This is a genomic window from Pseudomonas fluorescens (assembly GCF_002022275.1).
Taxonomy (GTDB): Bacteria; Pseudomonadota; Gammaproteobacteria; order Pseudomonadales; family Pseudomonadaceae; genus Aquipseudomonas; species Aquipseudomonas fluorescens_AJ.
Genome location: NZ_MSDF01000011.1, coordinates 37056 through 61313 on the forward strand (window position 1 = coordinate 37056; position 24258 = coordinate 61313).

General features: G+C 61.4%; 22 protein-coding genes. 10 read left to right on the forward strand and 12 right to left on the reverse strand.

From position 1 onward, the window contains the following. Window positions 1-2: 2 nt before the first annotated feature. Both rpsP and ffh read right to left on the reverse strand, forming a co-directional pair. Window positions 3-254, reverse strand: a complete 252-nt coding sequence (rpsP, locus tag BFW87_RS05525) for a 30S ribosomal protein S16 (RefSeq protein ID WP_016971935.1) — start codon at window positions 252-254, stop codon at window positions 3-5. A 251-nt stretch (window positions 255-505) separates the two neighbouring features. Then, window positions 506-1882: a signal recognition particle protein gene (gene ffh / locus BFW87_RS05530; RefSeq protein WP_078738943.1), complete on the reverse strand. Its 1377-nt coding sequence runs from the start codon at window positions 1880-1882 to the stop codon at window positions 506-508. 234 nt (window positions 1883-2116) lie between these two features. Here ffh and BFW87_RS05535 point away from each other — a divergent pair, with 234 nt between their 5' ends. The 3 genes from BFW87_RS05535 (at window position 2117) to BFW87_RS05545 (ending at window position 5848) form a co-directional block, all read left to right on the forward strand. Next, window positions 2117-2929: a cytochrome C assembly family protein gene (locus BFW87_RS05535; protein WP_078738944.1), complete on the forward strand. Its 813-nt coding sequence runs from the start codon at window positions 2117-2119 to the stop codon at window positions 2927-2929. Window positions 2930-2941: 12 nt separating this feature from the next. Next, entirely contained in the window at window positions 2942-4180 is a 1239-nt protein-coding gene (locus BFW87_RS05540; RefSeq protein ID WP_078738945.1) for a transporter associated domain-containing protein, read from the forward strand. A gap of 357 nt (window positions 4181-4537) precedes the next feature. Beyond that, a complete protein-coding gene (locus BFW87_RS05545) occupies window positions 4538-5848 on the forward strand; it encodes an MFS transporter (protein ID WP_078738946.1) in 1311 nt (436 codons plus the stop codon). Between the two features lie 127 nt (window positions 5849-5975). Here the strand turns inward: BFW87_RS05545 and purT are convergent, their stop codons facing one another. From purT to BFW87_RS05570, 5 genes are all read right to left on the reverse strand, one after another. Beyond that, window positions 5976-7157 (reverse strand): formate-dependent phosphoribosylglycinamide formyltransferase, encoded by a 1182-nt coding sequence (gene purT, locus BFW87_RS05550; protein WP_078738947.1) that lies wholly within the window; start codon window positions 7155-7157, stop codon window positions 5976-5978. Window positions 7158-7226: 69 nt separating this feature from the next. Then, complete coding sequence (locus BFW87_RS05555) at window positions 7227-7694, reverse strand: VUT family protein (RefSeq protein WP_078738948.1); 468 nt, start codon at window positions 7692-7694, stop codon at window positions 7227-7229. Window positions 7695-7857: 163 nt separating this feature from the next. Beyond that, window positions 7858-8073: a DUF1289 domain-containing protein gene (locus tag BFW87_RS05560; protein WP_078738949.1), complete on the reverse strand. Its 216-nt coding sequence runs from the start codon at window positions 8071-8073 to the stop codon at window positions 7858-7860. Beyond that, complete coding sequence (locus tag BFW87_RS05565; RefSeq protein WP_078738950.1) at window positions 8070-8594, reverse strand: gamma carbonic anhydrase family protein; 525 nt, start codon at window positions 8592-8594, stop codon at window positions 8070-8072. Before BFW87_RS05565 ends, BFW87_RS05560 begins: the two co-directional genes overlap by 4 nt. A gap of 35 nt (window positions 8595-8629) precedes the next feature. Continuing rightward, window positions 8630-9232: a CoA pyrophosphatase gene (locus BFW87_RS05570; RefSeq protein WP_017736785.1), complete on the reverse strand. Its 603-nt coding sequence runs from the start codon at window positions 9230-9232 to the stop codon at window positions 8630-8632. Window positions 9233-9378: 146 nt separating this feature from the next. Between BFW87_RS05570 and BFW87_RS05575 the strand changes: the two genes are divergently transcribed. The 7 genes from BFW87_RS05575 (at window position 9379) to nagE (ending at window position 17879) form a co-directional block, all read left to right on the forward strand. Further along, complete coding sequence (locus BFW87_RS05575; protein ID WP_078738951.1) at window positions 9379-9927, forward strand: NUDIX hydrolase; 549 nt, start codon at window positions 9379-9381, stop codon at window positions 9925-9927. 35 nt (window positions 9928-9962) lie between these two features. Further along, window positions 9963-10466, forward strand: a complete 504-nt coding sequence (locus BFW87_RS05580; protein WP_078738952.1) for a L,D-transpeptidase family protein — start codon at window positions 9963-9965, stop codon at window positions 10464-10466. A gap of 262 nt (window positions 10467-10728) precedes the next feature. After that, window positions 10729-11487, forward strand: a complete 759-nt coding sequence (locus BFW87_RS05585; RefSeq protein WP_078738953.1) for a GntR family transcriptional regulator — start codon at window positions 10729-10731, stop codon at window positions 11485-11487. 10 nt (window positions 11488-11497) lie between these two features. Continuing rightward, on the forward strand, window positions 11498-12604 hold the full coding sequence (gene nagA / locus BFW87_RS05590; RefSeq protein WP_078738954.1) for an N-acetylglucosamine-6-phosphate deacetylase: 1107 nt from the start codon (window positions 11498-11500) through the stop codon (window positions 12602-12604). Further along, window positions 12597-13607 carry an SIS domain-containing protein gene (locus BFW87_RS05595; protein WP_078738955.1) on the forward strand — a complete coding sequence of 337 codons (1011 nt, stop codon included), beginning with the start codon at window positions 12597-12599 and terminating at the stop codon, window positions 13605-13607. The genes nagA and BFW87_RS05595 overlap by 8 nt, the downstream gene beginning before the upstream one ends. 29 nt (window positions 13608-13636) lie before the next feature. Further along, window positions 13637-16147 (forward strand): phosphoenolpyruvate--protein phosphotransferase, encoded by a 2511-nt coding sequence (ptsP, locus tag BFW87_RS05600; protein WP_078738956.1) that lies wholly within the window; start codon window positions 13637-13639, stop codon window positions 16145-16147. A 25-nt stretch (window positions 16148-16172) separates the two neighbouring features. Then, complete coding sequence (nagE, locus tag BFW87_RS05605; RefSeq protein WP_078738957.1) at window positions 16173-17879, forward strand: N-acetylglucosamine-specific PTS transporter subunit IIBC; 1707 nt, start codon at window positions 16173-16175, stop codon at window positions 17877-17879. A gap of 101 nt (window positions 17880-17980) precedes the next feature. Here nagE and BFW87_RS05610 read toward each other — a convergent pair whose 3' ends face one another. From BFW87_RS05610 to purL, 5 genes are all read right to left on the reverse strand, one after another. Continuing rightward, window positions 17981-18259: a DUF6124 family protein gene (locus tag BFW87_RS05610; RefSeq protein ID WP_078738958.1), complete on the reverse strand. Its 279-nt coding sequence runs from the start codon at window positions 18257-18259 to the stop codon at window positions 17981-17983. 364 nt (window positions 18260-18623) lie between these two features. Beyond that, window positions 18624-19076 carry a hypothetical protein gene (locus BFW87_RS05615; RefSeq protein ID WP_078738959.1) on the reverse strand — a complete coding sequence of 151 codons (453 nt, stop codon included), beginning with the start codon at window positions 19074-19076 and terminating at the stop codon, window positions 18624-18626. Then, window positions 19060-19698: a DUF6036 family nucleotidyltransferase gene (locus BFW87_RS05620; protein WP_176159714.1), complete on the reverse strand. Its 639-nt coding sequence runs from the start codon at window positions 19696-19698 to the stop codon at window positions 19060-19062. Before BFW87_RS05620 ends, BFW87_RS05615 begins: the two co-directional genes overlap by 17 nt. A gap of 315 nt (window positions 19699-20013) precedes the next feature. Beyond that, window positions 20014-20325, reverse strand: coding sequence for an NGG1p interacting factor NIF3 (locus tag BFW87_RS05625; RefSeq protein WP_078738960.1), 312 nt, complete (start codon window positions 20323-20325; stop codon window positions 20014-20016). Window positions 20326-20329: 4 nt separating this feature from the next. Continuing rightward, a complete protein-coding gene (gene purL, locus BFW87_RS05630) occupies window positions 20330-24226 on the reverse strand; it encodes a phosphoribosylformylglycinamidine synthase (protein WP_078738961.1) in 3897 nt (1298 codons plus the stop codon). Window positions 24227-24258 lie beyond the last annotated feature (32 nt).

Below are 24258 nucleotides of genomic sequence, written 5' to 3' on the forward strand. Positions count from 1 at the left end.
GCTCAGGCTGCGGCCTTAGCCGAGTCCTTCAACAACTTGGCAACACGCTCAGAAGGCTGTGCACCAACGCTCAGCCAGTAGGCTACGCGCTCTTGGTTCACGGACAGGCGGACTTCTTGACCACGAGCGATCGGGTTGTAGAAGCCAACTTGTTCCTTGTGAGAGCCGTCACGTGGGTTGCGGCTGTCAGTTACGGTCAAGTGGTAAAACGGGCGCTTTTTGGAGCCGCCAAGGGCAAGACGGATTGTTAGCATGTGAACATCGTTCCTGTAGTCGGTGCTGCAAATCTAAATGCACAGCGGGCATAGGTGCCCGAAAGGCCGCATATTCTAAGGAATATCCGGACTTTTGCAAATGTCTTTTTCTGGCGCCTATCAGCGTGCCACTCAGATCTGCTATAGAGCCGTCGGTTAAAACGGCTGATCAGCTCCCGCCAGACGGCGGGTTTGCTGGAGATCCCACATCCCTGTGGGTCGGAGCAGGAGTGAACTCCCGCTCGAATTCTTTACATTTTGGGCATGCCGCCGCCGGGCAACATACCGCCCATGCCGCGCATCATCTTGGCCATTCCGCCTTTTGCGGAGAATTTCTTCATCATCTTCTGCATCTGCTTGTGTTGCTTGATCAAGCGACCGATGTCCTGCACCTGGGTGCCGGAGCCCATGGCGATCCGGCGTTTGCGCGAACCGCTGATCAGCTCAGGGTCGCGGCGCTCGGCCGGGGTCATGGAGTTGATGATGGCTTCCATCTGCTTGAACTGCTTCTCTGCCGCGCCCTGGGCGTTGCCCATCTGCGCCAGGTTCACACCGCCGATGTTCGGCAGCTTGTCCATCAGGCCGCCGAGGCCGCCCATGTTCTTCATCTGCTGCAGCTGATCGCGGAAGTCTTCAAGGTCGAAGCCCTTGCCCTTCTTCAGCTTCTTGGCCAGCTTGTCGGCCTTGTCCTTGTCGAGCGTCGCTTCGGCCTGCTCGATCAGGCTGAGCACGTCGCCCATGCCGAGGATGCGCGAGGCAATACGCTCCGGGTGGAACGGCTCGAGCGCTTCGCTCTTCTCGCCCATACCGATGAACTTGATCGGCTTGCCGGTGATGGCCCGTACCGACAGCGCGGCACCGCCACGGGCGTCGCCGTCGACCTTGGTCAGAATCACACCGGTCAGCGGCAGCGCGTCGCCGAAGGCCTTGGCCGTGTTGGCCGCATCCTGGCCGGTCATGGCGTCGACCACGAACAGCGTCTCGACCGGGTTGATCGCGGCATGCAGCGCCTTGATCTCGCCCATCATCTCTTCATCGATGTGCAGGCGACCGGCGGTATCGACGATGAGCACATCGATGAATTTCAGCTTGGCTTCTTTAATAGCCGCGTTGGCGATGTCGACCGGCTTCTGGCTCAGGTCGGACGGGAAGAAGGTCACGCCTACTTCGCCTGCGAGCATTTCCAGCTGTTTGATAGCGGCCGGACGGTAAACGTCAGCCGACACCACCATCACGGACTTCTTCTTGCGCTCTTTAAGAAAGCGCGCGAGCTTGCCGGCGGTGGTGGTTTTACCCGCACCTTGCAGGCCGGCCATCAATACGACGGCCGGTGGCACGGCGCTGAGGTTCAGGTCTTCGTTGGCCGCGCCCATCAGGCTTTCGAGTTCGGCCTGGACGATCTTCACAAACGCCTGGCCCGGCGTCAGGCTGCGGGACACTTCGGTGCCCACTGCGCGCTCTTTGACCGAGTTGACGAAGTCTTTCACGACCGGCAGGGCCACGTCGGCTTCCAGCAACGCCATGCGCACTTCACGCAGGGTGTCTTTAATATTGTCCTCGGTCAGCTTGGCCTTGCCGGTTACGTGGCGCAGCGTCTGCGAGAGACGGTCAGTCAGGTTTTCAAACATGCGCGATCCTTTCAGGCCCTATTCATCGAAGTGCATCGGTAGACCAAGGTAATGACGGCCCAGGCTGTGGTAAATCGCTATTAAAAACAGCGCTCGGCGAGCCTGCGGCGTGGGCAGGTCGCGGATTATAGCGAAGACTGCGCCGGTGCACACCCGCTGTCTGGCCCGGGAGTCTTTCGTGGAACGCAGGGGTATGCCAAACTCAGCGCCTTTCGGGCTTGTCTATCAGGATTTATGGTCCCCTTGTCACCCAGTTTGCTACCCAGCCTCGCCGCCGCCCTTTTGTATGCCGCTGCGACCCTCTATCAGGGCACTCGTCTTGCCCAAGGCACCAAGGCGGACAAACGCCTGCTGGTCGGCCTTGGCGTCCTGGCCCTGCTGGCCCATGCCGCGAGCCTGTTTACTCACTTGATGACGCCGGTCGGCCTGGGCCTGGACTTTTTCAGCGCCGCCAGCCTGATCGCCGCCGCCGTGATCGCGCTGACGCTGATGGCCTGCTACCGGATTCCCGTCGAAAACCTGTTGGTGCTGCTGTTCCCGCTGGGCATGCTGACGGTCCTGCTCGCGCAATTCGCGCCGACCGGCACCGTGCAAGTCATTGATGAAGAGCCGGGCATCCTCGCCCATATCCTGCTGTCCCTGCTCGCTTACGGCATGTTCACCATCGCGGTGTTTCAGGCGCTGCTCCTGCTGCTGCAGGACCATCAGCTGAAAAACAAGCACCCGTCCGGGCTGATCAAGAACTTCCCGCCGCTGCAAACCATGGAAAGCCTGCTGTTCGGCTTCCTGTGGGCCGGCTGGACGCTGCTGTCGCTGTCGCTGATTTCCGGCTGGCTGTTTGTCGAAAACCTGTTCGCCCAGCACCTGGTGCACAAAACCTTGCTGGCATGCCTGGCCTGGGTGGTGTTCAGCGTGTTGCTGTGGGGGCGCAACCGCCTCGGCTGGCGCGGGCACAAGGCGATTCGCTGGACCCTGGCCGGTTTCTGCCTGCTGATGCTGGCCTATTTCGGCAGCAAGCTGGTTCGCGAATACATCCTGCATATCTGACGGGCAGCGATCATGGACAACTTGCCCTTGGGGCCGATGCTCGCAGTAATCGCCTTGCTGGTGTTATGGGCGGCGCTGTTTACCGCCATCGAAGCCGCTCAACAGCACCTGCTGGCCCTACGCCCCGGTACACGCCAGGGCGACAAGGCCGCCGCCCGCCTTAGCTTTCCGCGCAACAGCCTGATCCTGTGCAACAGTCTGTGCCGCGCCGCCGTGGTGATTCTGTGCACACTGCTGGCGATCTATGCCTGGGCGCTGAACGGTCCATGGCTCGGCTGGCTGATCTCCTGCGCGGTGTTGCTGATCCTTGCCGACTACCTGCCGCGCGCCCTGGCCATCCGCCACCCGCACGCCGTGCTGGGCTTTGGCAATACGCTGCTCGGCGTACCGCTGAAAATCCTCTACCCGCTGGCCTGGCTGCTCAATGGCATCAGCCTGATGCTGCTGCGCCCTTTCGCGCGCAAATCCGGCGTGGTGAAAAAAAGCGACGAGCCGCAGCCCGACCATGACGACGAACCCGAGCCCGAGGCCGACGACAACCGTACGCCCGGCATGCCCGGCATCCATGCTCTAGATAACATTACGGTCAACGACATTCTGGTGCCGCGCAGCGAAGTGGACGGCATCAACCTGGATGACTCGGATGAAGAGATCATCGAGCAACTACGCACCTCCCAGCGCACGCGCCTGCCGGTTTTCCACAGTGACATCAACCAGGTTCAGGCGGTGCTGAATACCCGCCAGATCCAGCACTTGCTGCCCGACGCCAGCCTGACCAAAGAGGCGTTGCTCGCGGCCTGCCATGAGCCCTACTTCGTACCGGAAAGCACGCCCCTGCAACTGCAATTGCTGAATTTCCACAAGCAGCAGCGGCGCCTGGGCATGGTGGTGGACGAGTACGGCGAAGTGTTGGGCATCGTCACGCTGGAAGACATCCTCGAAGAAATCGTCGGCGAATTCGAAAGTGATCAGGCTGTGGATAACCCGCATATTGAAGCGCAACCAGATGGCCGCTACATCATCGACGGCGCCGCCTCGATCCGTGAGCTGAACAAGAGCCTGGGCTGGCACCTGCCCAGCGACGGCCCCAAGACCCTCAACGGCCTGGTGACCGAAGCGCTGGAGACCATTCCGGATTGCGCGGTGTGCCTGAAAATCGGGCGCTACCGCCTGGAAATCCTCGAGACCGAGGACAACCGCGTCAGCAAAGTGCTGATCTGGCACACCAGCCGAGTGCCGGTCGCCGTCTGACTCAAGCCAGTTCATGTGAGCACTGGCTTGTGTGGGAGCTGGCTTGCCTGCGATGCAGGCACCTCGGTGTATCAGTGACACTGAGGTGATGCTATCGCAGGCAAGCCAGCTCCCACATTTTGATTTGCGGCGCTTGAGCTACTTGTTGGATCCGCAAACCCCTTCCTATAATCGCCCGGGCTTACCAAAGCCCCGCCCGACCGTGTGCTACCCGCACTCAACGTGTCCCGGCAACGCCTTACCGTCTGACCGGTGTTTGCTCCCATCCCGAGCCACCCCGCTGACACCCCTGATCCTTGGGTGTTCGACCAATAATAATCCGCGACCACACGCGCAACGACCGTCAGGGATACCTCAATGAGCACCACCTATAACGAGGCTGCCACCGCCGCCCCGACCAACTCCACCGCACGGGTGGCGACGGCGAGCATCGTCGGCACCGCGATCGAGTTCTACGACTTCTATATCTACGCCACCGCCGCCGCGCTGGTGATCGGGCCGGTCTTCTTCCCGCAGACCTCCGGCACCGCGCAGATGCTCGCGTCGTTCCTGACCTTCGGTATTGCCTTTATCGCCCGCCCGCTGGGCTCGGCGCTGTTCGGCCACTTTGGCGACCGCATCGGGCGTAAGTCCACGCTGGTAGCCTCCCTGTTGCTGATGGGCGTGTGCACCACGCTGATCGGCTTGTTGCCGGGTTATGACAGCATCGGGGCCTGGGCGCCGATCCTGTTGTGTGTGCTGCGTTTCGGCCAGGGCCTGGGCCTTGGTGGGGAATGGGGCGGCGCTGCGCTGCTCGCGACCGAGAACGCACCGAAAGGCAAACGCGCCTGGTTCGGCATGTTCCCGCAGTTGGGCCCGTCGATTGGCTTCCTGGCAGCCAATGGCCTGTTCCTGATCCTGGCCATGAGCCTGAACGACGAGCAATTTCGCAGCTGGGGCTGGCGCATCCCGTTCATCCTCAGCGCCGCGCTGGTGATGGTCGGCCTGTATGCACGACTGAAGCTGCATGAAACCCCGGTATTCGCCAATGCCGTGGCCAAAGAAGCGCCAGTGAAGGTGCCGTTGGTGGAATTGTTCAGCCAACACTGGGTGCCGGTATTGCTGGGCGCAGCGTCGATGGTGGTGTGCTACGCACTGTTCTATATCACCACGGCGTTTTCCCTGAGCTACGGCGTATCAACCCTGGGCTACAGCCGCGAAACCTTCCTCGGCCTGCTGTGCTTTGCCGTGCTGTTCATGGGCCTGGCGACACCGATTGCCGCCTGGGCCAGCGACCGTTTCGGGCGCAAGCCGGTGCTGATTGTGGGTGCGGTGCTGACCATTCTGTCGGGCTTCACCATGGAACCGCTGCTGACCCACGGTTCAACCTGGGCCGTGGCGTTGTTCCTGAGCCTGGAGCTGTTCCTGATGGGCGTGACGTTCGCCCCGATGGGCGCGATGTTGCCGGAGCTGTTCCCGACGCGCGTGCGTTACACCGGTGCTTCGGCGGCGTATAACCTGGGCGGGATTGTCGGCGCCTCGGCGGCACCGTTCTTCGCGACCAAGCTGGTGGCGATGGGTGGGCTGAGTTATGTGGGCGGGTATGTGTCGGCGGCAGCGGTGCTCAGCTTGATTGCTGTGTTGTGCCTGAAAGAGACGCGTAACAACGATTTGAACAGCGTCGCCTGATAGACCGCTATCGCAGCGATGCGGCGACCCGACAAGCCAGCTCCCACATTAGAAAGCATTCACACATCAAACTATGTGAACCCGATCAAATGTGGGAGCTGGCTTGCCTGCGATGGGCGCGACTCGGTTACAGCTCTACAACGACAGCCTTCGAAGCCCGGGTAGCCTTCGCCCGAGCCGCTTCAATCGACTCATCCCTCGCCAGCGCCACACCCATCCGACGCTGACCATTCACTTCCGGCTTGCCAAACAACCGCAACGCCGTGTCCGGCTCGCTCAACGCCGCACCAAGGTTGGCGAATGCCGTCTGGGTCGACTGCCCTTCCACCAGAATCACCGCCGAAGCCGAAGGCCCGAACTGACGGATCAACGGAATCGGCAGGCCCAGAATCGCGCGGGCGTGCAGGGCGAACTGCGACAGGTCCTGAGAAATCAGAGTCACCAACCCGGTGTCATGCGGGCGCGGCGACACTTCGCTGAACCACACCTGATCACCCTTGATGAACAACTCCACGCCAAACAGGCCACGGCCACCCAGCGCTTCGGTTACCGCTTTGGCTACGCGCTCGGATTCAGCCAGGGCAATCGGGCTCATGGCTTGCGGCTGCCAGGATTCCTGATAGTCGCCCTTCTCCTGACGATGGCCAACCGGCGCACAGAACGTGGTGCCGCCAATGTGGCGCACGGTCAGCAGGGTGATTTCGTAGTCGAAATCGATAAAGCCTTCGATGATCACGCGGCCTTTACCGGCGCGGCCGCCTTCCTGGGCGTAATCCCAGGCTTTCTGCACGTCATCATTGCTGCGCAGCAGGCTCTGGCCCTTGCCCGACGAACTCATCACCGGCTTGACCACGCATGGGAAACCCAGGTCTTGCACGGCCTTGCTGTAATCTTCAAAGGTGTCGGCGAAGTGGTACGGCGAAGTCGGCAGGTCCAGCTCTTCGGCGGCCAGACGGCGGATGCCTTCGCGGTTCATGGTCAGCGAAGTAGCGCGCGCGGTCGGGATCACGGTGAAGCCTTCGGCTTCCAGTTCGACCAGCGTGGCGGTGGCGATGGCTTCGATTTCCGGCACGATGAAGTGCGGCTTCTCGGCTTCGATAACGGCACGCAAGGCGGCGCCATCAAGCATGTTGATCACGTGGCTACGGTGCGCAACCTGCATGGCAGGAGCGTTCGCGTAGCGATCCACGGCAATCACTTCAACGCCCAGGCGTTGCAGTTCGATTACCACTTCCTTGCCCAGCTCACCGCAGCCACACAGCAAAACGCGGGTCGCGGTTGGCGACAATGGAGTTCCGATTCGGGTCATCTCAGGTCCTCAGGGGAGCGGATCATGGGGAGAAAGGCCGGCATTTTACATGAACTGTAAAAATTGGCCTTAGTTGACGACGGCCCGTTTGCGCAGGCGCCAGGCCATGATCAGCCACACCACCGTGACCCCGGCGAATTTCGACACCAGCGCAGTGCCCGCCACAGCAGGCGTGAGCGCGCCGATCAGGCCGAAGAAGATAAAGGTGTCGAGGGGAATGCTCAGCGCCGAACTGATCCACAGGCGATCGTGCAACGGGCGCTTGGTGATGCTGAACACCAGCCAGTCAATGCACTCGGACACCGCGAACGCCGTGGCGCTGGCCAGGGCAATGGCCGGGTCGGAGGTCACATAGGAAAGCACCAGCGCGGCCAGCATGGCGATGATTGCACCGTGGCCGAAGCGGGTTTGCACCATGTCGCGCAGGATGAAGACCAGGCCACCCCAGGCGGACCAGATGACATCCAGGTGTGGGGCGGTGGAGAAAGCGAAGTTGATCAGCACGACGCTGCTGATGTAGGCGATCAGGAAGAGCATGGGGGATGGACCTGTGAGCAATCGGCACAGGGTACTTCACAATTGGAAATATGTCGTCTGGGCGGGCCTCATCGCAGGCAAGCCAGCTCCCACATTTGACCGAGTTTATCCTGTAAGAATGCGGTCAAATTGTGGGAGCTGGCTTGCCTGCGATAGCAATCTCTCAGCCGCCGGATTTCCCCGAAACCATAAACATCATCCCCCCCGCCACCGCCCGCTCATGACACAACCCCAACACCACCCGGCGCTCGGCATTGTCCATGCGACTCCAGCGCGTAATCTCATCCACCGTCCGCTGGCAACCCGTGCAAATATCATCGTCATCCAGCGCGCAAATGCTCACGCACGGCGAGGCGACGGGGCGTTCAATCGGGTTCATTCTTCCTGCTCAACCAGATCACGCGCATAGCGCTGCGCGTTGTGCACATAGTGCGCGGCGCTGGCTTCGAGCATGCGTTTCTGCGCCTCGGTCAACTCGCGCACCACCTTGCCCGGCGAGCCCATCACCAGCGAACCATCCGGAATTTCCTTGCCCTCACCGATCAGCGAGTTCGCGCCGATGATGCAGTGTTTGCCAATCTTCGCGCCGTTGAGGATCACCGCGTTGATGCCGATCAGGCTGTAATCATCCACCGTGCAACCGTGCAACATGGCGTTATGGCCGATGGTCACGCCGGTGCCCAGGGTCAGCGGGTAACCCATGTCGGTGTGCATCACGCTGCCGTCCTGCACGTTGCTGTTCTTGCCGATCAGGATCAGCTCGTTGTCACCACGCAATACCGCGTTGAACCAGACGTTGGCGCCCTCCTCCAGCTTGACCTTGCCGACCAGCGTGGCATTCGGCGCCACCCAGCTCTGTGGATGCGTCTCGACGCGGGCGTCGCCCAGGCGGTATTTCATGGTTTTTCCTCACGGCTGGCCATTCAAGCGATGGCTTAGATATTGATGAAGCTCTTGGGTGGCTGATGCAGGCTGATCTTGGCGTCGTCATAGAGCAGGTTGATCAGCTCGACGATCATGATCGCCGTCAGCCCCCAGATCTTGTATTCGCCGAACCGGTAACTGGGCACATACCAGCTGCGGCCCTGGTAATCGATTCTGTGGGTATGTTCGCGCGGGTCCTGTCGAAAAAACTCCAGGGGCACGCTGAAAACAGCGGCTATCTCGGCATCGTTGGCCAGGTACTCGACGTAATCGGGAATCACCCCGACATAAGGCGTGACCCGAATGCCATGCAAGGAGATCAGCGGGCTCAATGGGCCGATGACTTCAACCAGGCCGGGCGGCAGGCCGATTTCTTCTTCGGCTTCGCGCAAGGCGGTAAAGATCAGGTCGGGGTCTTCAGGGTCGCGGCGCCCGCCGGGGAACGCCACTTCGCCGCCGTGGGTCGACAGGCCGCTGGCGCGCAGGGTCAGGATCAGCTCGGGTTCGTCACTGCGGGTAATCGGCACCAGCACCGCGGCCTCGGGGAAACGCCCGTCGGTTTCCAGCGTGTGGGGGGTGTGGTTGCTTACCCGGCGAAGTAGCTCGTCCAGCATGAGTCATCTCGGTCTGTTGGCTACCTTGCATCATGCACCAAAGCTGGCGGGCGCCCAACCCCAAAACCCGGTGCATGTCGCGAAACGACAACTTGCAGGGCCCTGCCCGCCACGCCAAGATAGGCCGACTTTCCAGGAACCCCAGCATGAACTTCTGCAGCCAGTGCGGTAAACCGGTTACCCAGCGCATTCCCGAAGGCGACGGCCGCCTGCGTTATGTGTGCGACCACTGCTCGACCATTCACTACCAGAACCCCAATATTGTCGCCGGCACCGTGCCGGTCTGGGGCGATAAAGTGCTGCTGTGCCGCCGCGCCATCGAGCCGCGCCTGGGTTACTGGACCTTGCCCGCAGGCTTTATGGAAAACGGCGAAACCGTGGAACAGGCCGCCGCCCGCGAAACCCTGGAAGAAGCCTGCGCCCGCGTGCGCAACCTGAGCATCTATACCCTGATCGACGTGCCACACATCAGCCAGGTGCATATTTTCTACCGCGCCGAGCTGGTCGACCTCGACTTTGCCGCCGGCCCCGAGAGCCTCGAAGTGAAGCTGTTCGATGAAGCCGACATCCCTTGGTCCGAGCTGGCTTTCCGCACGGTCGGGCGTACTCTAGAATACTTTTTCGCTGACCGTCGGCAACAGGCGTTCCCGGTGCGCAGCGAAGCGGTACCGCCCATGGGCAAACCCACCGAATAAGAACCGGCCGATCGCCATCAAGGGAAACTGTGTCAATGCGTCTGTTGCTCGCTCTGATCTGCCTGTGTTTCGCGACTTTTTCTTCAGCCTCCACGGTGCAAATCCTCGGCGGCAAACCTGTCGAAAAAATTCTGGTGCTCAAGTCCGCCCACCAGTTGCAGCTGATCAACGACGGCAAGCCGCTCAAGACCTATCGCATTTCCCTCGGTAAAAACCCCAAAGGCACCAAGCAGTTCGAAGGCGACCGCCGCACACCGGAAGGCTTCTACTGGATCGACTGGCGCAAGACCAGCGACCGTTTCAACCTGGCCATGCACATTTCCTACCCGAACATCAGCGACGCCGCCCGCGCGCGCCGCGAGGGTGTGCGGCCGGGCAGCATGATCATGATTCACGGCACGCCCGACACCGAGGACTACCCGGAACAGTGGTTTCACACCCTGGACTGGACCGACGGCTGCATCGGCATGCGCAATGTGGACATGCGTGAAGTCTGGAACCTGGTCAAAGACGGCACCATGATCGAGATCCGGCCGTAATCCGCGACCGTTCGTAAAATAATTCAAAAATAATTCCTGCCCCACGCAGCGCCTGCCGGTGAATACCAGTGCAGCGCGCCGGGCTGCGCAGTTCTGCGCGCGATACAGACCTCTCTAATACCACTTCATACCAGGCCCCATTGCAGGGCCCTAAAACCCTTGCTTGCACCGTTTTGGCTGCATTGACATGGTATTTAAGTGGTATTAATTTTCGGCCAATACCGGGCGACAACATTCCAATAACGCATCGGAAACCTTAACGATGAATCCCATCCTGGGCTTACGCCCCGACGACAAAAAATCCACGCCGCTGTACCTGCAATTGGCGCGCAAGCTGGAAGCGGCGATCCACGCCGGCCAGTGGACGTCCGAACAGGCACTGCCGTCAGAGCGCGCCCTCAGTGAACAACTGAGCATTTCGCGGGTGACCGCCCGCAAAGCGCTGGAAGTGCTGTTTGAGCAAGGTCTGATCCGCCGCAGCCAGGGTTCCGGCACGTTTATTACGCCGCGCCTGGAACAACCGCTGTCGCGCCTGTCGGGGTTCAGCGAGATGCTGCGCCTCAAGGGTTTTGTGCCCAGCTCCCTGTGGCTTGAGCGCGATATCACCCCGCCGACCCACGAAGAACTGATCCGCCTGTGCCTGTCGACCAGTGACAAGGTCGCGCGCATGAAGCGCTTGCGCAAAGCCGACGACACGGTGATGGCCATTGAAATGACCGTGGTCCCCGCCTCAGTTCTGCCACAACCGCAGGCCTTGGGCAGTTCGCTATACGAATACTTTGAAAGCATCGGCAAGCCCATCGTCCGCGCCTTGCAGCATGTGCAGGCAATCAACGCCTCGGACGAGTTCGCCAGACTGGTAGGCATCGCCCCCGGCACCGCCATGCTGTTGATGACCCGGGTCGGCTACACCGCCGACAACACGCCGATTGAAATCACCGACACCTACTGCCGCAACGACTACTACGACTTCGTCGCAGAGCTGCGCCGCCACGACTATTCCGCTGAACTGCGACTTTAGAGAACTGCCCATGTCCGAAGACAACATCCTCACGCCCGGCGGCTGGATTCGCGGCCGCCTGGTGCACGAGCACGGCAAGGTGACCGCCATCGAAGGCGTGCCTTGCGACCCGGCTGACAACGATTTGCCCTACCTGCTGCCCGGCTTTATCGACCTGCACGTGCACGGCGGTGGCGGCAAAGACATCATGGAAGGCGTCAGCGCATTCGAGACCATCACCCGCACCCACGTGCGTTTTGGTACGACTTCGCTGCTGGCCACCACCATGACTGCACCGGTGGACGAAATCTCCAGCGTGCTCGGCCAGCTCGGCACCTTCTGTGAGAGGCGCCCTACAGGCAGCGCGCGTGTTCTCGGCGTGCACCTGGAAGGCCCCTACATCAATCCGGGAAAACTCGGCGCCCAACCCAACTTCGCTCACACCGCGTTGATGGAAGAAGTGGAAGCCTACCTGCGCCTGGCGCCGATCCGCGTGATCACCATCGCGCCGGAAATCGCCGGCCACGACGGCCTGATCCGCGCCCTCAGCGCACGCGGCATACGCATGCAGATCGGCCACACCCTGGGCAGCTATGAAGAAGGCGTCGCCGCCCTCGCCGCCGGCGCCACCAGTTTCACCCATTTGTATAACGCCATGAGCCCGCTGCATCACCGCGAGCCAGGCATCGTCGGCGCCGCCCTGGCCCACGCCAAATACGCCGAATTGATTCCGGATTTGCTGCACGTGCACCCCGGCGCCATGCGCGTGGCCCTGCGCGCGATCCCCTGCCTGTACTGCGTCACCGATTCCACCGCCGCCGCCGGTATGCCCGACGGCGAATACAAGCTGGGCAGCCACACCGTGACCAAGTGCCTGGGCGGCGTGCGCCTGGCCGACGGCACCCTCGCCGGCAGCACCCTGACCATGGATCAGGCACTGCGCAACCTGGTGAAAATCGGCCTGCCGATCAGCGAAGCCTCACAACGCCTGTCGCAATTTCCTGCGGACTACCTGGGCCTGGAAGAACGCGGCCGCCTGCAACCCGGCAGCTTTGCCGACTGCGTGCGCCTGGACCGCTCCCTGACACTCACCGACGTAATGGTCGAAGGAGAAACCATTGACTTCAAAAATGCTTGAAGAGGCCCTGGCCTCCTCGGACGCCGTCGCGGCGCAACTGCAACGCCTCAGCCCGATGCTGGAAGAAGTCGCCGGCCGCCTGCGCCGTCAGCCACCGCAAGTGGCAATGACCATCGCCCGTGGCAGCTCGGACCACGCCGCCAGTTACTTCGCCTACATCGCTATGCAGCACGTGGGCATTCCGGTGGCGTCGCTGCCGATGTCGGTGGTGACCTTGTTGCAGGCGCCGCTGAAAGTCAGCGGTCAGGTGGCGTTCGGTTTCTCGCAGTCGGGGCAAAGCCCGGATCTGGTCAACAGCCTGCGCCTGCTGCGCAAACGCGGCGCCCTGAGCATTTCGCTGGTCAACGCCGAAGACTCGCCGCTGGAAGCCGCCTGTGAATTCCACGTGCCACTGTGCGCCGGACCGGAACTCAGCGTTGCCGCGACCAAAAGTTTTATCGCCACCCTCAGCGCCAGCGCGCAGTTGATCGGCCACTGGAACCAGGACCTGTTGCTGCTGCAAGCCTGCCAGGCGTTGCCCGAAGGTTTGCGTGAAGCGGCCAGGCAGGATTGGACCCCCGCCATCAATGCCCTGCGCGACAGCGAGCGCCTGATCGTAATCGGCCGGGGCGCCGGTTTTGCCATCGCCCAGGAAGCCGCGCTCAAGCTCAAGGAAACCTCGGCGATCCAGGCCGAAGCCTTCAGCAGCGCCGAAGTGCGCCACGGGCCGATGGCCTTGATCGACGAAAACTACCCGTTGCTGGTGTTTGCCCCACGCGGCGCCGAGCAGGCTGGCCTGTTGAGCCTGGCGGCCGACATGCGCCAACGCGGTGCCCGCGTGTTGCTGGCCGCGCCGGACGATGTGGCCGAGCGCGACCTGACCCTGAGCCGCGCCGAGCACCCAAGCCTGGACCCGATCCTGGCGATTCAAAGCTTTTACGTCATGGCTGCAGGCCTGGCGGTTGCCCGGGGCATGGACCCGGACCAACCGCGCCACCTGAGCAAAGTTACCCGCACTCACTGAGTCGCGTTTTCCTGATGAGTACCGTGCCCATGTCTTACAACAATAATGAATTGACCCTAAGCGCCCCCCTCAGTGGCCCGGTGCTGACCCTGGGCAACGTTCCCGACGAAGTGTTCGCCAGCGGCGCGATGGGTGACGGCATTGCCATCGACCCCTTGAACGACTGCCTGCACGCACCGTGCGACGGGGTGATCATCCATGTCGCGCGCACCGGGCATGCACTGACGATTCGTGCCGAGAATGGCGCCGAAGTGCTGATGCATGTGGGCATCGACACCGTCGAGCTGAATGGCGAGGGCTTCGCGTTACTGGTGAAGGAAGGCGCGCGGGTCAGCCAGGGCCAGGCGCTGGTGCAGTTTGATCTGGACCGCATCGCGCGCCAGTGCAAAAGCCTGATCAGCCTGATCATCCTGACCAATGGCGAAGGCTTTGAACTGCGGCCGATTGCCGGGAACAACGTCAAGCTCGGCGAACCGTTGTTGCAGATTGTGGCGCGTTCAACCTCCGCCACTCAGGCGCCTGTGGATAACTCGGCCGCTGAAGTACGCGCCAGCGTGCGCATCACTCACCGTGGCGGTTTGCATGCGCGCCCCGCTGCATTGATCCGCAAGACGGCGCAGGGTTTCAGCAGCCAGGCCCATCTGCATTTCGCCGGGAAGTCGGCCGCGTGCGACAGCCTGATTGGCTTGATGGGGCTGGGGATTGGCGAAGGCGATGAGGTGCGTGTGAGCTGTCGCGGCAAAGACGCCGAGGCTGCGTTGCAGGCGTTGGTTGCCGCGTTGTCCGTAGCCGTTAAAGAAGAACATCACGCACCGGTTGCCGTCGCTGTGCGCCGGGCGAACACCGAAGCCGGTGTGCTGCAAGGTGTGTGCGCCGCACCCGGACTGGTGTGCGGGCCGTTGTTTCGTCTGACCGGCATTGAATTACCGGAAGACACCCGCAACCACTCCGCCGACGAACAACTGCAACATCTGGACACGGCCCTTGAGCAAGTGCGCGGCGAAATTCGCAACACCCTGACCCACGCCCGCCAGCGCAAAAACGTCGAGGAAGAAGAGATCTTCGCGGCGCACCTCGCCTTGCTGGAAGACCCGGCCCTGCTGGACGCGGCCACCGGCGCCATCGAACAGGGCAGCGCCGCTACCCATGCCTGGCGCGATGCAATTCAGGCGCAGTGCGCGGTGTTGCTGGCCTTGGGCAAGCCGCTGTTTGCCGAGCGTTCCAATGACCTGCGCGACCTGCAACAGCGTGTGTTGCGCGCGCTGCTGGGTGAGGCCTGGCACTTCGAATTGCCTGCGGGCGCGATCGTCAGCGCCCATGAATTGACCCCCTCGGACCTGCTGCAACTGAGTGCACAAGACGCTGCCGGTATCTGCATGGCCGAAGGTGGCGCGACGTCCCACGTGGCTATTCTGGCGCGCGGTAAAGGCTTGCCCTGCATCGTCGCGTTGGGCAGCGACGTACTCGACGTGCCGCAAGGCCAGCGCGTGGTACTCGACGCCGCCAACGGTCGCCTGGAACTGGCACCCAGCGACGCGCGCCACGCCGAAGTGCACCAGATTCGCGACGCGCAAAAGCTGCGCCGCCAGCAGCAACAGGCCCAAGCCCGGCAGCCCGCGCGCACCACCGATGGCGTGACTATCGAAGTTGCCGCCAACGTTGCCTCCAGCGCCGAGGCTCAAGTGGCGTTTGAAAACGGCGCGGACGGCGTTGGCCTGCTGCGCACCGAATTTCTCTTCGTCGACCGCCGCACCGCGCCGGACGAGCAGGAACAACGCCACGCCTATCAAGCCGTGCTCGATGCCATGGGCGACAAGTCGGTGATCATCCGCACCATCGACGTAGGCGGTGACAAACAGCTCGACTACCTGCCACTGCCGGTTGAAGCCAACCCAGTGTTGGGCCTGCGCGGCATTCGTCTGGCCCAGGTGCGCCCTGACGTGCTCGACCAGCAACTGCGCGCGCTGCTGCAAGTGTGCCCGCTGGAGCGTTGCCGCATCCTGCTGCCGATGGTCAGCGAAGTGGATGAGCTGCTGCAGATTCGCCAACGCCTGGATGAATTGTGCGTGGAGCTGGAACTGACCCAACGCCCCGAACTGGGCGTGATGATCGAAGTGCCCGCCGCCGCGTTGATGGCCGAGCAACTTGCGCTGTATGCAGACTTTTTGTCGATCGGCACCAACGACCTGTCGCAGTACACCCTGGCCATGGACCGCGACCACGCCGGCCTCGCCGCGCGGGTCGACGCCTTGCACCCGGCGCTGCTGCGGCTGATCGCCCAAACCTGTGCCGGCGCGGCGAAACACGGTCGTTGGGTCGGCGTGTGCGGCGCCCTCGCTTCCGACCCGCTGGCCACGCCCGTTCTGGTGGGCCTGGGGGTCAGCGAGCTGTCGGTGAGCCCGCCGCAAATCGGAGAAATCAAGGACCGCGTCCGCCATCTGGACGCGGCGCAATGCCGGCAAATCAGCCAAGGCCTGCTCGACCTGAGCAGCGCCAAAGCCGTTCGCCAAGCCTGTCAACACCACTGGCCGCTGAGCTGACAACAACAAGAAAAGGAGACTCGCCATGTACCAACATTTCATCGAAGGCCTGCAACGCCTGGGCCGTGCACTCATGCTGCCGATCGCGATTCTGCCGATCGCCGGCCTCTTGCTGCGCCTGGGCGACACCGACCTTTTGAACATCGCCGTGATGCACGACGCGGGGCAGGCGATCTTCGCCAACCTCGCACTGATCTTCGCCATCGGTATTGCCGTGGGTTTCGCCCGCGACAATAACGGCACGGCGGGCCTGGCAGGCGCCATCGGTTATTTGGTGATGATCTCCACGCTCAAGGTGATGGACTCCACCATCAACATGGGCATGCTTGCCGGTATCGCCAGTGGGTTGATGGCGGGCGGGCTGTATAACCGCTTCAAGGACATCAAGCTGCCGGAGTATCTCGCGTTCTTTGGCGGGCGACGGTTTGTGCCGATTGTCACCGGGTTCAGCGCGGTCGGATTGGGCGTGATCTTCGGCCTGATCTGGCCGCCGATCCAGCACGGCATCAACAGTTTCGGCGTGTTGCTGATGGAAAGCGGCAGCTTCGGCGCGTTCGTGTTCGGCGTGTTCAACCGCCTGCTGATCGTCACCGGCTTGCACCATATCCTCAACAACATGGCGTGGTTTGTGTTCGGCAGCTTTACCGATCCGGTGACTGGCGCGGTGGTAACCGGCGACCTGACCCGTTACTTCGCCGGTGACCCGAAAGGCGGCCAGTTCATGACCGGCATGTTCCCGGTGATGCTCTTTGGCCTGCCCGCAGCATGCCTGGCAATGTACCGCAATGCGCTGCCGGAACGCCGCAAGGTGATGGGCGGGATTTTCCTGTCGATGGCACTGACCTCTTTCTTGACTGGGGTGACGGAGCCGATTGAATTTGCATTCATGTTTCTTGCGCCGTTCCTGTACCTGATTCACGCCGTGCTGACGGGCCTGTCGATGGCGGTCACCAACCTGCTGAACATCCACCTGGGCTTTACCTTCTCCGGCGGGTTTATCGACATGGTGCTGGGTTGGGGCAAGTCCACTAATGGCTGGCTGGTGTTCCCGGTCGGGCTGGCGTACGCGTTGATTTACTACAGCGTGTTCAACTACTGCATTCGCCGCTTCAACCTGAAAACGCCGGGGCGTGAAGATATTCAGGTGGTGCAGGCTGAGGCGATGACCGATAACCAGCGGGCCAGCGCGTATATCCGTGCGCTGGGTGGTGCGGCCAACTTGCTGAGTGTTGGCGCGTGCACGACGCGCCTGCGCCTGGACATGGTGGATCGCAATAAAGCCGTGGATGCCGAGCTGAAAGCGCTGGGCGCCATGGCTGTGGTTCGGCCGGGGAATGGCGGGAGTTTGCAGGTGGTGGTGGGGCCGATGGCCGACAGCATTGCGGATGAGATTCGCTTGGCCATGCCTTCGTTTGTTGCCAGTGCGCCGGTGAGCGTTGCGCCTGTGGATAAGCCGGTGGCGGTGAATGTGCAGGAGGCCGAGAAGTGGCTGAATGCCTTGGGTGGCCGTGGGAATGTGCGCCAGCTGGAAGCGGTGGCGATGACCCGGTTGCGGGTGGAGTTGGGGGATGATTCGGTGTTGTCTGAAGCTGACCTCAGTGCGCTGGGTTGCCAGGGAGTGAGCCAGTTGGATAGCGGTGTTTGGCACTTGTTGATTGGTGACAAAGCCAGCGGATTGGGTGAGGCGCTGGAGCGGTTGGTCAGTGGCCGTGAAGTAGGCGCCAGGGTGTAAATCATCACTGCTTGGACTGACCTCATCGCAGGCAAGCCAGCTCCCACATTTTGAACTGTGAATACATTCAAATGTGGGAGCTGGCTTGCCTGCGATTGGCCTTAACTGGCGCCTGATGATTTGAGTTCGGGCACCTCATTCAAATCCAACACTCGCTCCACCATCAACTGGATACCTTCAAGCATCCGGTGAGCTGCCAGCGCGATATTTCGTTGGACGCCATTGACGTCAAAGGCCAGATGCCCCGTTAGAGCCAGTACTGACTCAATATCCTGAGCGGCATTGGCGAGCAGGGTTTCACTATCGAGGCTGAGCCTTACGGTGAAGAGTTGGTCAGCGGGTAGAGAATCAGATGGGGGATTTGGGCTGTCTTTGATCATGGTAAAACTCCTAACAAAAGTGGGAGCTACCGACATCACTTGCAGATGATGGGTGGCAGCTGTGTACGGGTCTGCAAGACCGAGTTGTTAGGAACCCCGGCAGACCCAGAGATCTCCCGCACACAGCCACCATAAATCAATGATCGCTTCGTCAAAGCGGCACGATTATAGGTGCACTGTTGGTCACTAACAAATTATCGGCGGGCTTGCAGTCCCGGTCGCCACATTGGCAGCGACCCGAGAAGATTAGTGACGCCAGTTCCGAGGGACAACCTGAAAGACTTGTAAGAAACCTCCGAGAGCTGAAGAAATAGCAGACAACAAAAACCCGGCCTAAGCCGGGTTCTTGAATCGCTATCCGCACCTAAGCAAATGCTCCACGCTGCTCAGCTTCGTAATGCCGAGTCTGAAAAGGCATCAGCGCTTGAACCTTCAAACCCAGCCCCTCACTCAGCCCCCAGGACAGCGCCAGCTCATCACGGCGACTGCGCAGCGCAACAACGCCCTGAGGCTTCACCTCCCGTTTGGAAGCAGTCGCCGTAAACAGCTCAAGAGCGTGCAGCGCTTCCACTACCCGGTTATCTGTCACACATGAAAAACGCGTGAAGCGCTCCAGCAGATAGCCCGCGCGACGAAGCTCCAATTCACTGGAGTGAGCATCCAGAAAATTCTTCACTTCACCCACAAGATTCGCGTCCGAGTACCAAACGGCTTTCGCTGCGCTCACCAACGCATCGTCATCAGCCTGATTCAAAGGGCTTTTGACGAGCGTGTCCAAGGCGGATGATAAGACGGGACCGTTAAAAGGCTTCGCCATCTGCAGGCTCCAGATAATCGTGCAAGATATTGTTCAAAATGGATCTGGGTGGTTCTTTGTTGCCAACATACATATCAATCGCCTGCAACGCCAGCCGACGGAGCTCAGTGGTCAAGATGAAGCCAGCCCTCAACAACGCCATGATGTCGCTTACATCCTGATCAGTGGCTCTGCCCAATTTGGAGATTGCAATATCGATCGGCGCAGCTATATGCAGATGCAGTACGGACTCCACAGGAAACTCTTCCAAAGGAAGACTTCGCTCCCAGTAATCTTCGTGAAGTGGGCCGAAGCTGGTGTGGTATTGAAGGTCATAGTTCAACTCCATCACACGGCCGGACTGCTCATCGAAAAACTGTTCAGGGAATTCCGCCAACAGTGTCTGAAGGCGCAGCTTGTTTCGAAAACTGGCGCAGTAAATCTCCGCATCAACATCCGTGGAAATACGATGGTGCGTATATAAGTGGACCGCACAACCACCAAAGACAATGACCTTGACCGCGCCGGGCTTCGCCCCCTCAAGCATCAACTCCACTTCGATGGATTTGAACATTGAAACCAAGGCTTGCCCGAGTGGAGTGTGGGTATTGAGGCGAGGAACGACTACATCTGGAAACTCCATTATTGAATCTCAAGCCGATACGACGTTGCTGAACGGGCGTTGAATTCAAATCCCGATCACTGGTTATTCAGCGACCGCTGGAGGCTATTGGGGCGGGTTCCGAGGGACAACCTGAAAGGTTTGTAGGAAAGGTCTGTGGCGCCTGTCCCGACGCCATCGCGGGCAAGCCCGCTCCCACATTGGGGGGCGTTTACAAATCAAATGTGGGAGCTGGCTTGTCGGACCGCCGCATCGCTGCGATGAGGCCCTTGCAGCCAACAAAAAACCCGCTGACCAAACTGGCCCAGCGGGTTTCTTGTTAATGCAGCGTGCGAATCAAAAATCCGCCAACTGCCACACCTCATACGCCGGTGTCTCATACGGGTGGCTGAGTTTCAGAGCAGCCACAACAGCCACAATCAACTCATCCGCCACCACCAACTCAACCTTCCACTCTTCAACCACTTCAACCTGGCCCACTTGCCCGATAAACGGCTGGCTGCCGTCCATCGCGCGGAATTGGCCCTGGCCCAGTACCTGCCAGGCGCAGTTGTCGTAGTTGCCGATGCGCCCGCCGCCGGCGGCGAAGACGGCGGTTTTCACCGTCTCCACATGGCTGGCAGGTACAAAGAAGGCGAGCTTGTACACCGTCTTAGTTCACCCACACGCGAGCGTTGCGGAACATGCGCATCCAGGCGCCGTCCTCGTCCCACTCTTCCGGGCGCCACGAGTTTTGCACGGCGCGGAATACACGCTCCGGGTGCGGCATCATGATGGTCACGCGACCGTCGCGGCTGGTGAGGCCGGTGATCCCGCGCGGCGAACCGTTCGGGTTGGCCGGGTAGGTCTCGGTGACCTTGCCGTGGTTGTCGACGAAACGCATGGCCACGCAGCCGGACAGGTCGGCTTCGAGCAAGGCTTCTTCGCTGGCGAACTCGGCGTGTCCTTCGCCGTGGGCGATGGCGATTGGCATGCGCGAACCGGCCATGCCTTGCAGGAAGATCGAATTGGATTCCTGCACCTGCACCATGGCGACACGGGCTTCGAATTGCTCCGAACGGTTGCGCACAAAGTGCGGCCAGAACTCGCTGCCCGGGATCAGTTCGCTGAGGTTGGACATCATCTGGCAACCGTTGCACACACCCAGGGTGAAGCTGTCGTTGCGCTCGAAGAAGCCCTGGAACGCATCGCGCGCACGGCTGTTGAACAGGGCCGATTTGGCCCAGCCTTCACCGGCACCCAGCACGTCGCCGTAGGAGAAACCGCCGCAGGCGACGAGGCCTTTGAACTCGTTGAGGTCAACGCGACCGGCGAGGATGTCACTCATGTGCACGTCGATCGCATTGAAGCCGGCACGGTCGAACGCAGCCGCCATTTCCACCTGGCCGTTGACGCCCTGCTCACGCAGCACGGCTACCTGTGGGCGAATGCCTTTCTTGATGTAAGGCGCAGCGATGTCCTGGTTGACGTCGAAACTGAGCTTGGTGCTCAGCCCCGGGTTGTCTTCTTCCAGGATCACGTCAAATTCCTGCTCGGCGCACTGGACGTTGTCGCGCAAACGCTGGATCTGGTAGCTGGTTTCAGCCCACTGGCGTTGCAGCAAGCGGCGCTGGCCGGCAAACACGGTATCGCCATTGAAGGAGATATTGATTTCACCGTTATTGATCGGCTGGCCGATCACGGCCACGCAGTCGTCCAGGCCAGCGGCGCTGAATTGGGCGAGTACGTCTGGCGTTGCGTCCTGGCGAACCTGGATCACGGCGCCCAACTCTTCGTTGAACAGGATGCCGTTGATTTCGGAAGCATCCTCGGCAACGCTGTCGAGCACGATGTTCAGGCCGCAGTGACCGGCGAAGGCCATTTCCACGACGCTGGTCAGCAAGCCGCCGTCCGAACGGTCGTGGTAGGACAGCAGGTGGCCGTCGGCATTGAGGCCCTGGATCACGGCGAAGAAGGCTTTGAGGTCTTCTGCGTCATCGACGTCCGGCGCGTGTTTGCCGAGCTTGCCATGGGTTTGCGCGAGGATCGAGGCGCCCATGCGGTTCTGGCCACGGCCCAGGTCGATCAGGATCAGGTCAGTGGTGCCCTTGTCCATGCGCAGTTGCGGGGTCAGGGTCTGGCGAATGTCGGTAACCGGCGCGAAACCGGTGACGATCAGCGACAGCGGCGAGGTCACGCTCTTGTCGGTGCCGTCTTCGTTCCAGCGAGTGGCCATGGACATCGAGTCCTTGCCCACCGGAATGGTGATACCCAGCTCCGGGCACAGCTCCATGCCGACAGCCTTGACGGTGTCGTACAGGCGCGCGTCTTCACCCGGGTGGCCGGCAGCGGACATCCAGTTGGCCGACAGTTTGATGTCAGACAGCTTGCCGATACGCGAAGCCGCAATGTTGGTGAGGGTTTCACCAATCGCCATGCGGCCCGACGCCGGGGCGTCCAGCAGGGCCAGCGGCGTGCGCTCGCCCATGGCCATGGCTTCACCGGTGTAGACGTCAAAGCTGGTGGCGGTGACCGCAACGTCAGCCACCGGCACCTGCCACGGGCCGACCATTTGGTCACGGGCAACCAGGCCGGTGATGGTGCGGTCGCCGATGGTGATCAGGAAGCTTTTGCTCGCCACGGCCGGGTGGTGCAGCACGCGTTCGATGCTGTCGGCCAGTTCCAGTGTGCTTGGGTCGAAGTCATCGCCCAGCTCGGCTTCACGCACGGCCGAACGGTGCATGCGCGGGGCTTTGCCCAGCAGCACTTCCAGCGGCATGTCGACCGGGCTGTTGCCGAAGTGGCTGTCGGTAACAGTCAACTGCGGCTCGGCAGTGGCTTCGCCGACCACGGCGAACGGGCAACGCTCGCGTTCGCAGATGGCCTGGAAACGCGCAAAGTCTTCAGGGCCAACGGCCAGTACGTAGCGTTCCTGGGATTCGTTACTCCAGATTTCGTGCGGGGCCATGCCCGGCTCGTCGTTTGGAATGTTGCGCAGTTCGAAACGGCCACCACGGTCGCCATCGTTGACCAGCTCCGGGAAGGCGTTGGACAAACCGCCGGCGCCGACGTCGTGGATGAAGCTGATCGGGTTCTTGTCACCCAACTGCCAGCAACGGTCGATGACTTCCTGGCAGCGGCGTTCCATTTCCGGGTTTTCGCGCTGTACGGAAGCAAAGTCCAGGTCCGCCGAGCTGGTGCCGGTGGCCATGGAAGAAGCTGCGCCGCCGCCCAGGCCGATCAACATGGCCGGGCCGCCGAGGACGATCAGCTTGGAGCCGACCAGAATCTCGCCTTTCTTGACGTGTTCTTCGCGGATGTTGCCCATGCCGCCAGCCAACATGATCGGCTTGTGGTAGCCGCGCACTTCATCGCCACGCGGGGTGGTGATGGACTGCTCGAAGGTACGGAAATAGCCGGTGAGTGCCGGGCGACCGAATTCGTTGTTGAACGCGGCGCCGCCCAGCGGGCCTTCGATCATGATGTCGAGTGCGGTGACGATGCGCTCAGGCTTGCCGTACGGCACTTCCCACGGCTGTTCGAAGCCCGGGATCTGCAGGTTGGACACGGTGAAACCGGTCAGGCCCGCCTTTGGCTTGGCGCCACGGCCGGTGGCGCCTTCGTCACGGATTTCGCCGCCGGAACCGGTGGCTGCGCCCGGGAACGGGGCAATCGCGGTCGGGTGGTTGTGGGTCTCAACCTTCATCAGGATGTGCACCGGCTCCTGCACCGCGCCGTACTGGCGGGTTTCAGGGTCCGGGAAGAAACGGCCGGCGACGGAGCCGACGATCACCGAGGCATTGTCCTTATAAGCAGAAAGAACGCCTTCGCTGTGCATCACGTAGGTGTTCTTGATCATGCCGAACAGGCTTTTTTCCTGGCTTTCGCCGTCGATGTCCCAACTGGCGTTGAAGATCTTGTGACGGCAGTGCTCGGAGTTGGCCTGGGCAAACATCATCAGTTCGATGTCGTGCGGGTTGCGCTTCAAGCCGTTGAAGGCGTCGACCAGGTAGTCGATCTCGTCTTCGGCGAGCGCCAGGCCCAGTTCGGTATTGGCCTTCTCGAGGGCGGCGCGGCCACCGCCGAGCACGTCAATCGCGGTCAGCGGCTTGGGTTCGGCATGGCTGAACAGACCGGCAGCCTGTTCCAGCTGGCTGACGATGATCTGGGTCATACGGTCGTGCAGGCTGCTGGCGATCAGCTCGGCTTCGGCGTCGCTGAACTGGCCAGCCACGTAGAAGGCGATGCCGCGTTCCAGACGCTGGATGCTCGACAGGCCGCAGTTGCGGGCGATATCGCTGGCCTTGCTCGACCAGGGCGAGATGGTGCCGAACCGTGGCAGAACCAGGAACAAGCGGCCAGTCGGCTCTTGAACGGGAACGCTTGGACCGTACTTCAGAAGGCGTGCGAGCACTTGCTGTTCGTCGGCGGTCAACACGCCGGTAACGTCGGCGAAGTGAGCAAATTCAGCATACAAGCCTGTAACCGCTGGAACCTTTTGGCTCAGTTGCTCAAGGAGTTTGCTGTGGCGAAAGGCAGAAAGGGCAGGAGCGCCGCGCAGGATCAACATCTTCGGGACAGCCTCGGGAAGGGGGTGTGCTT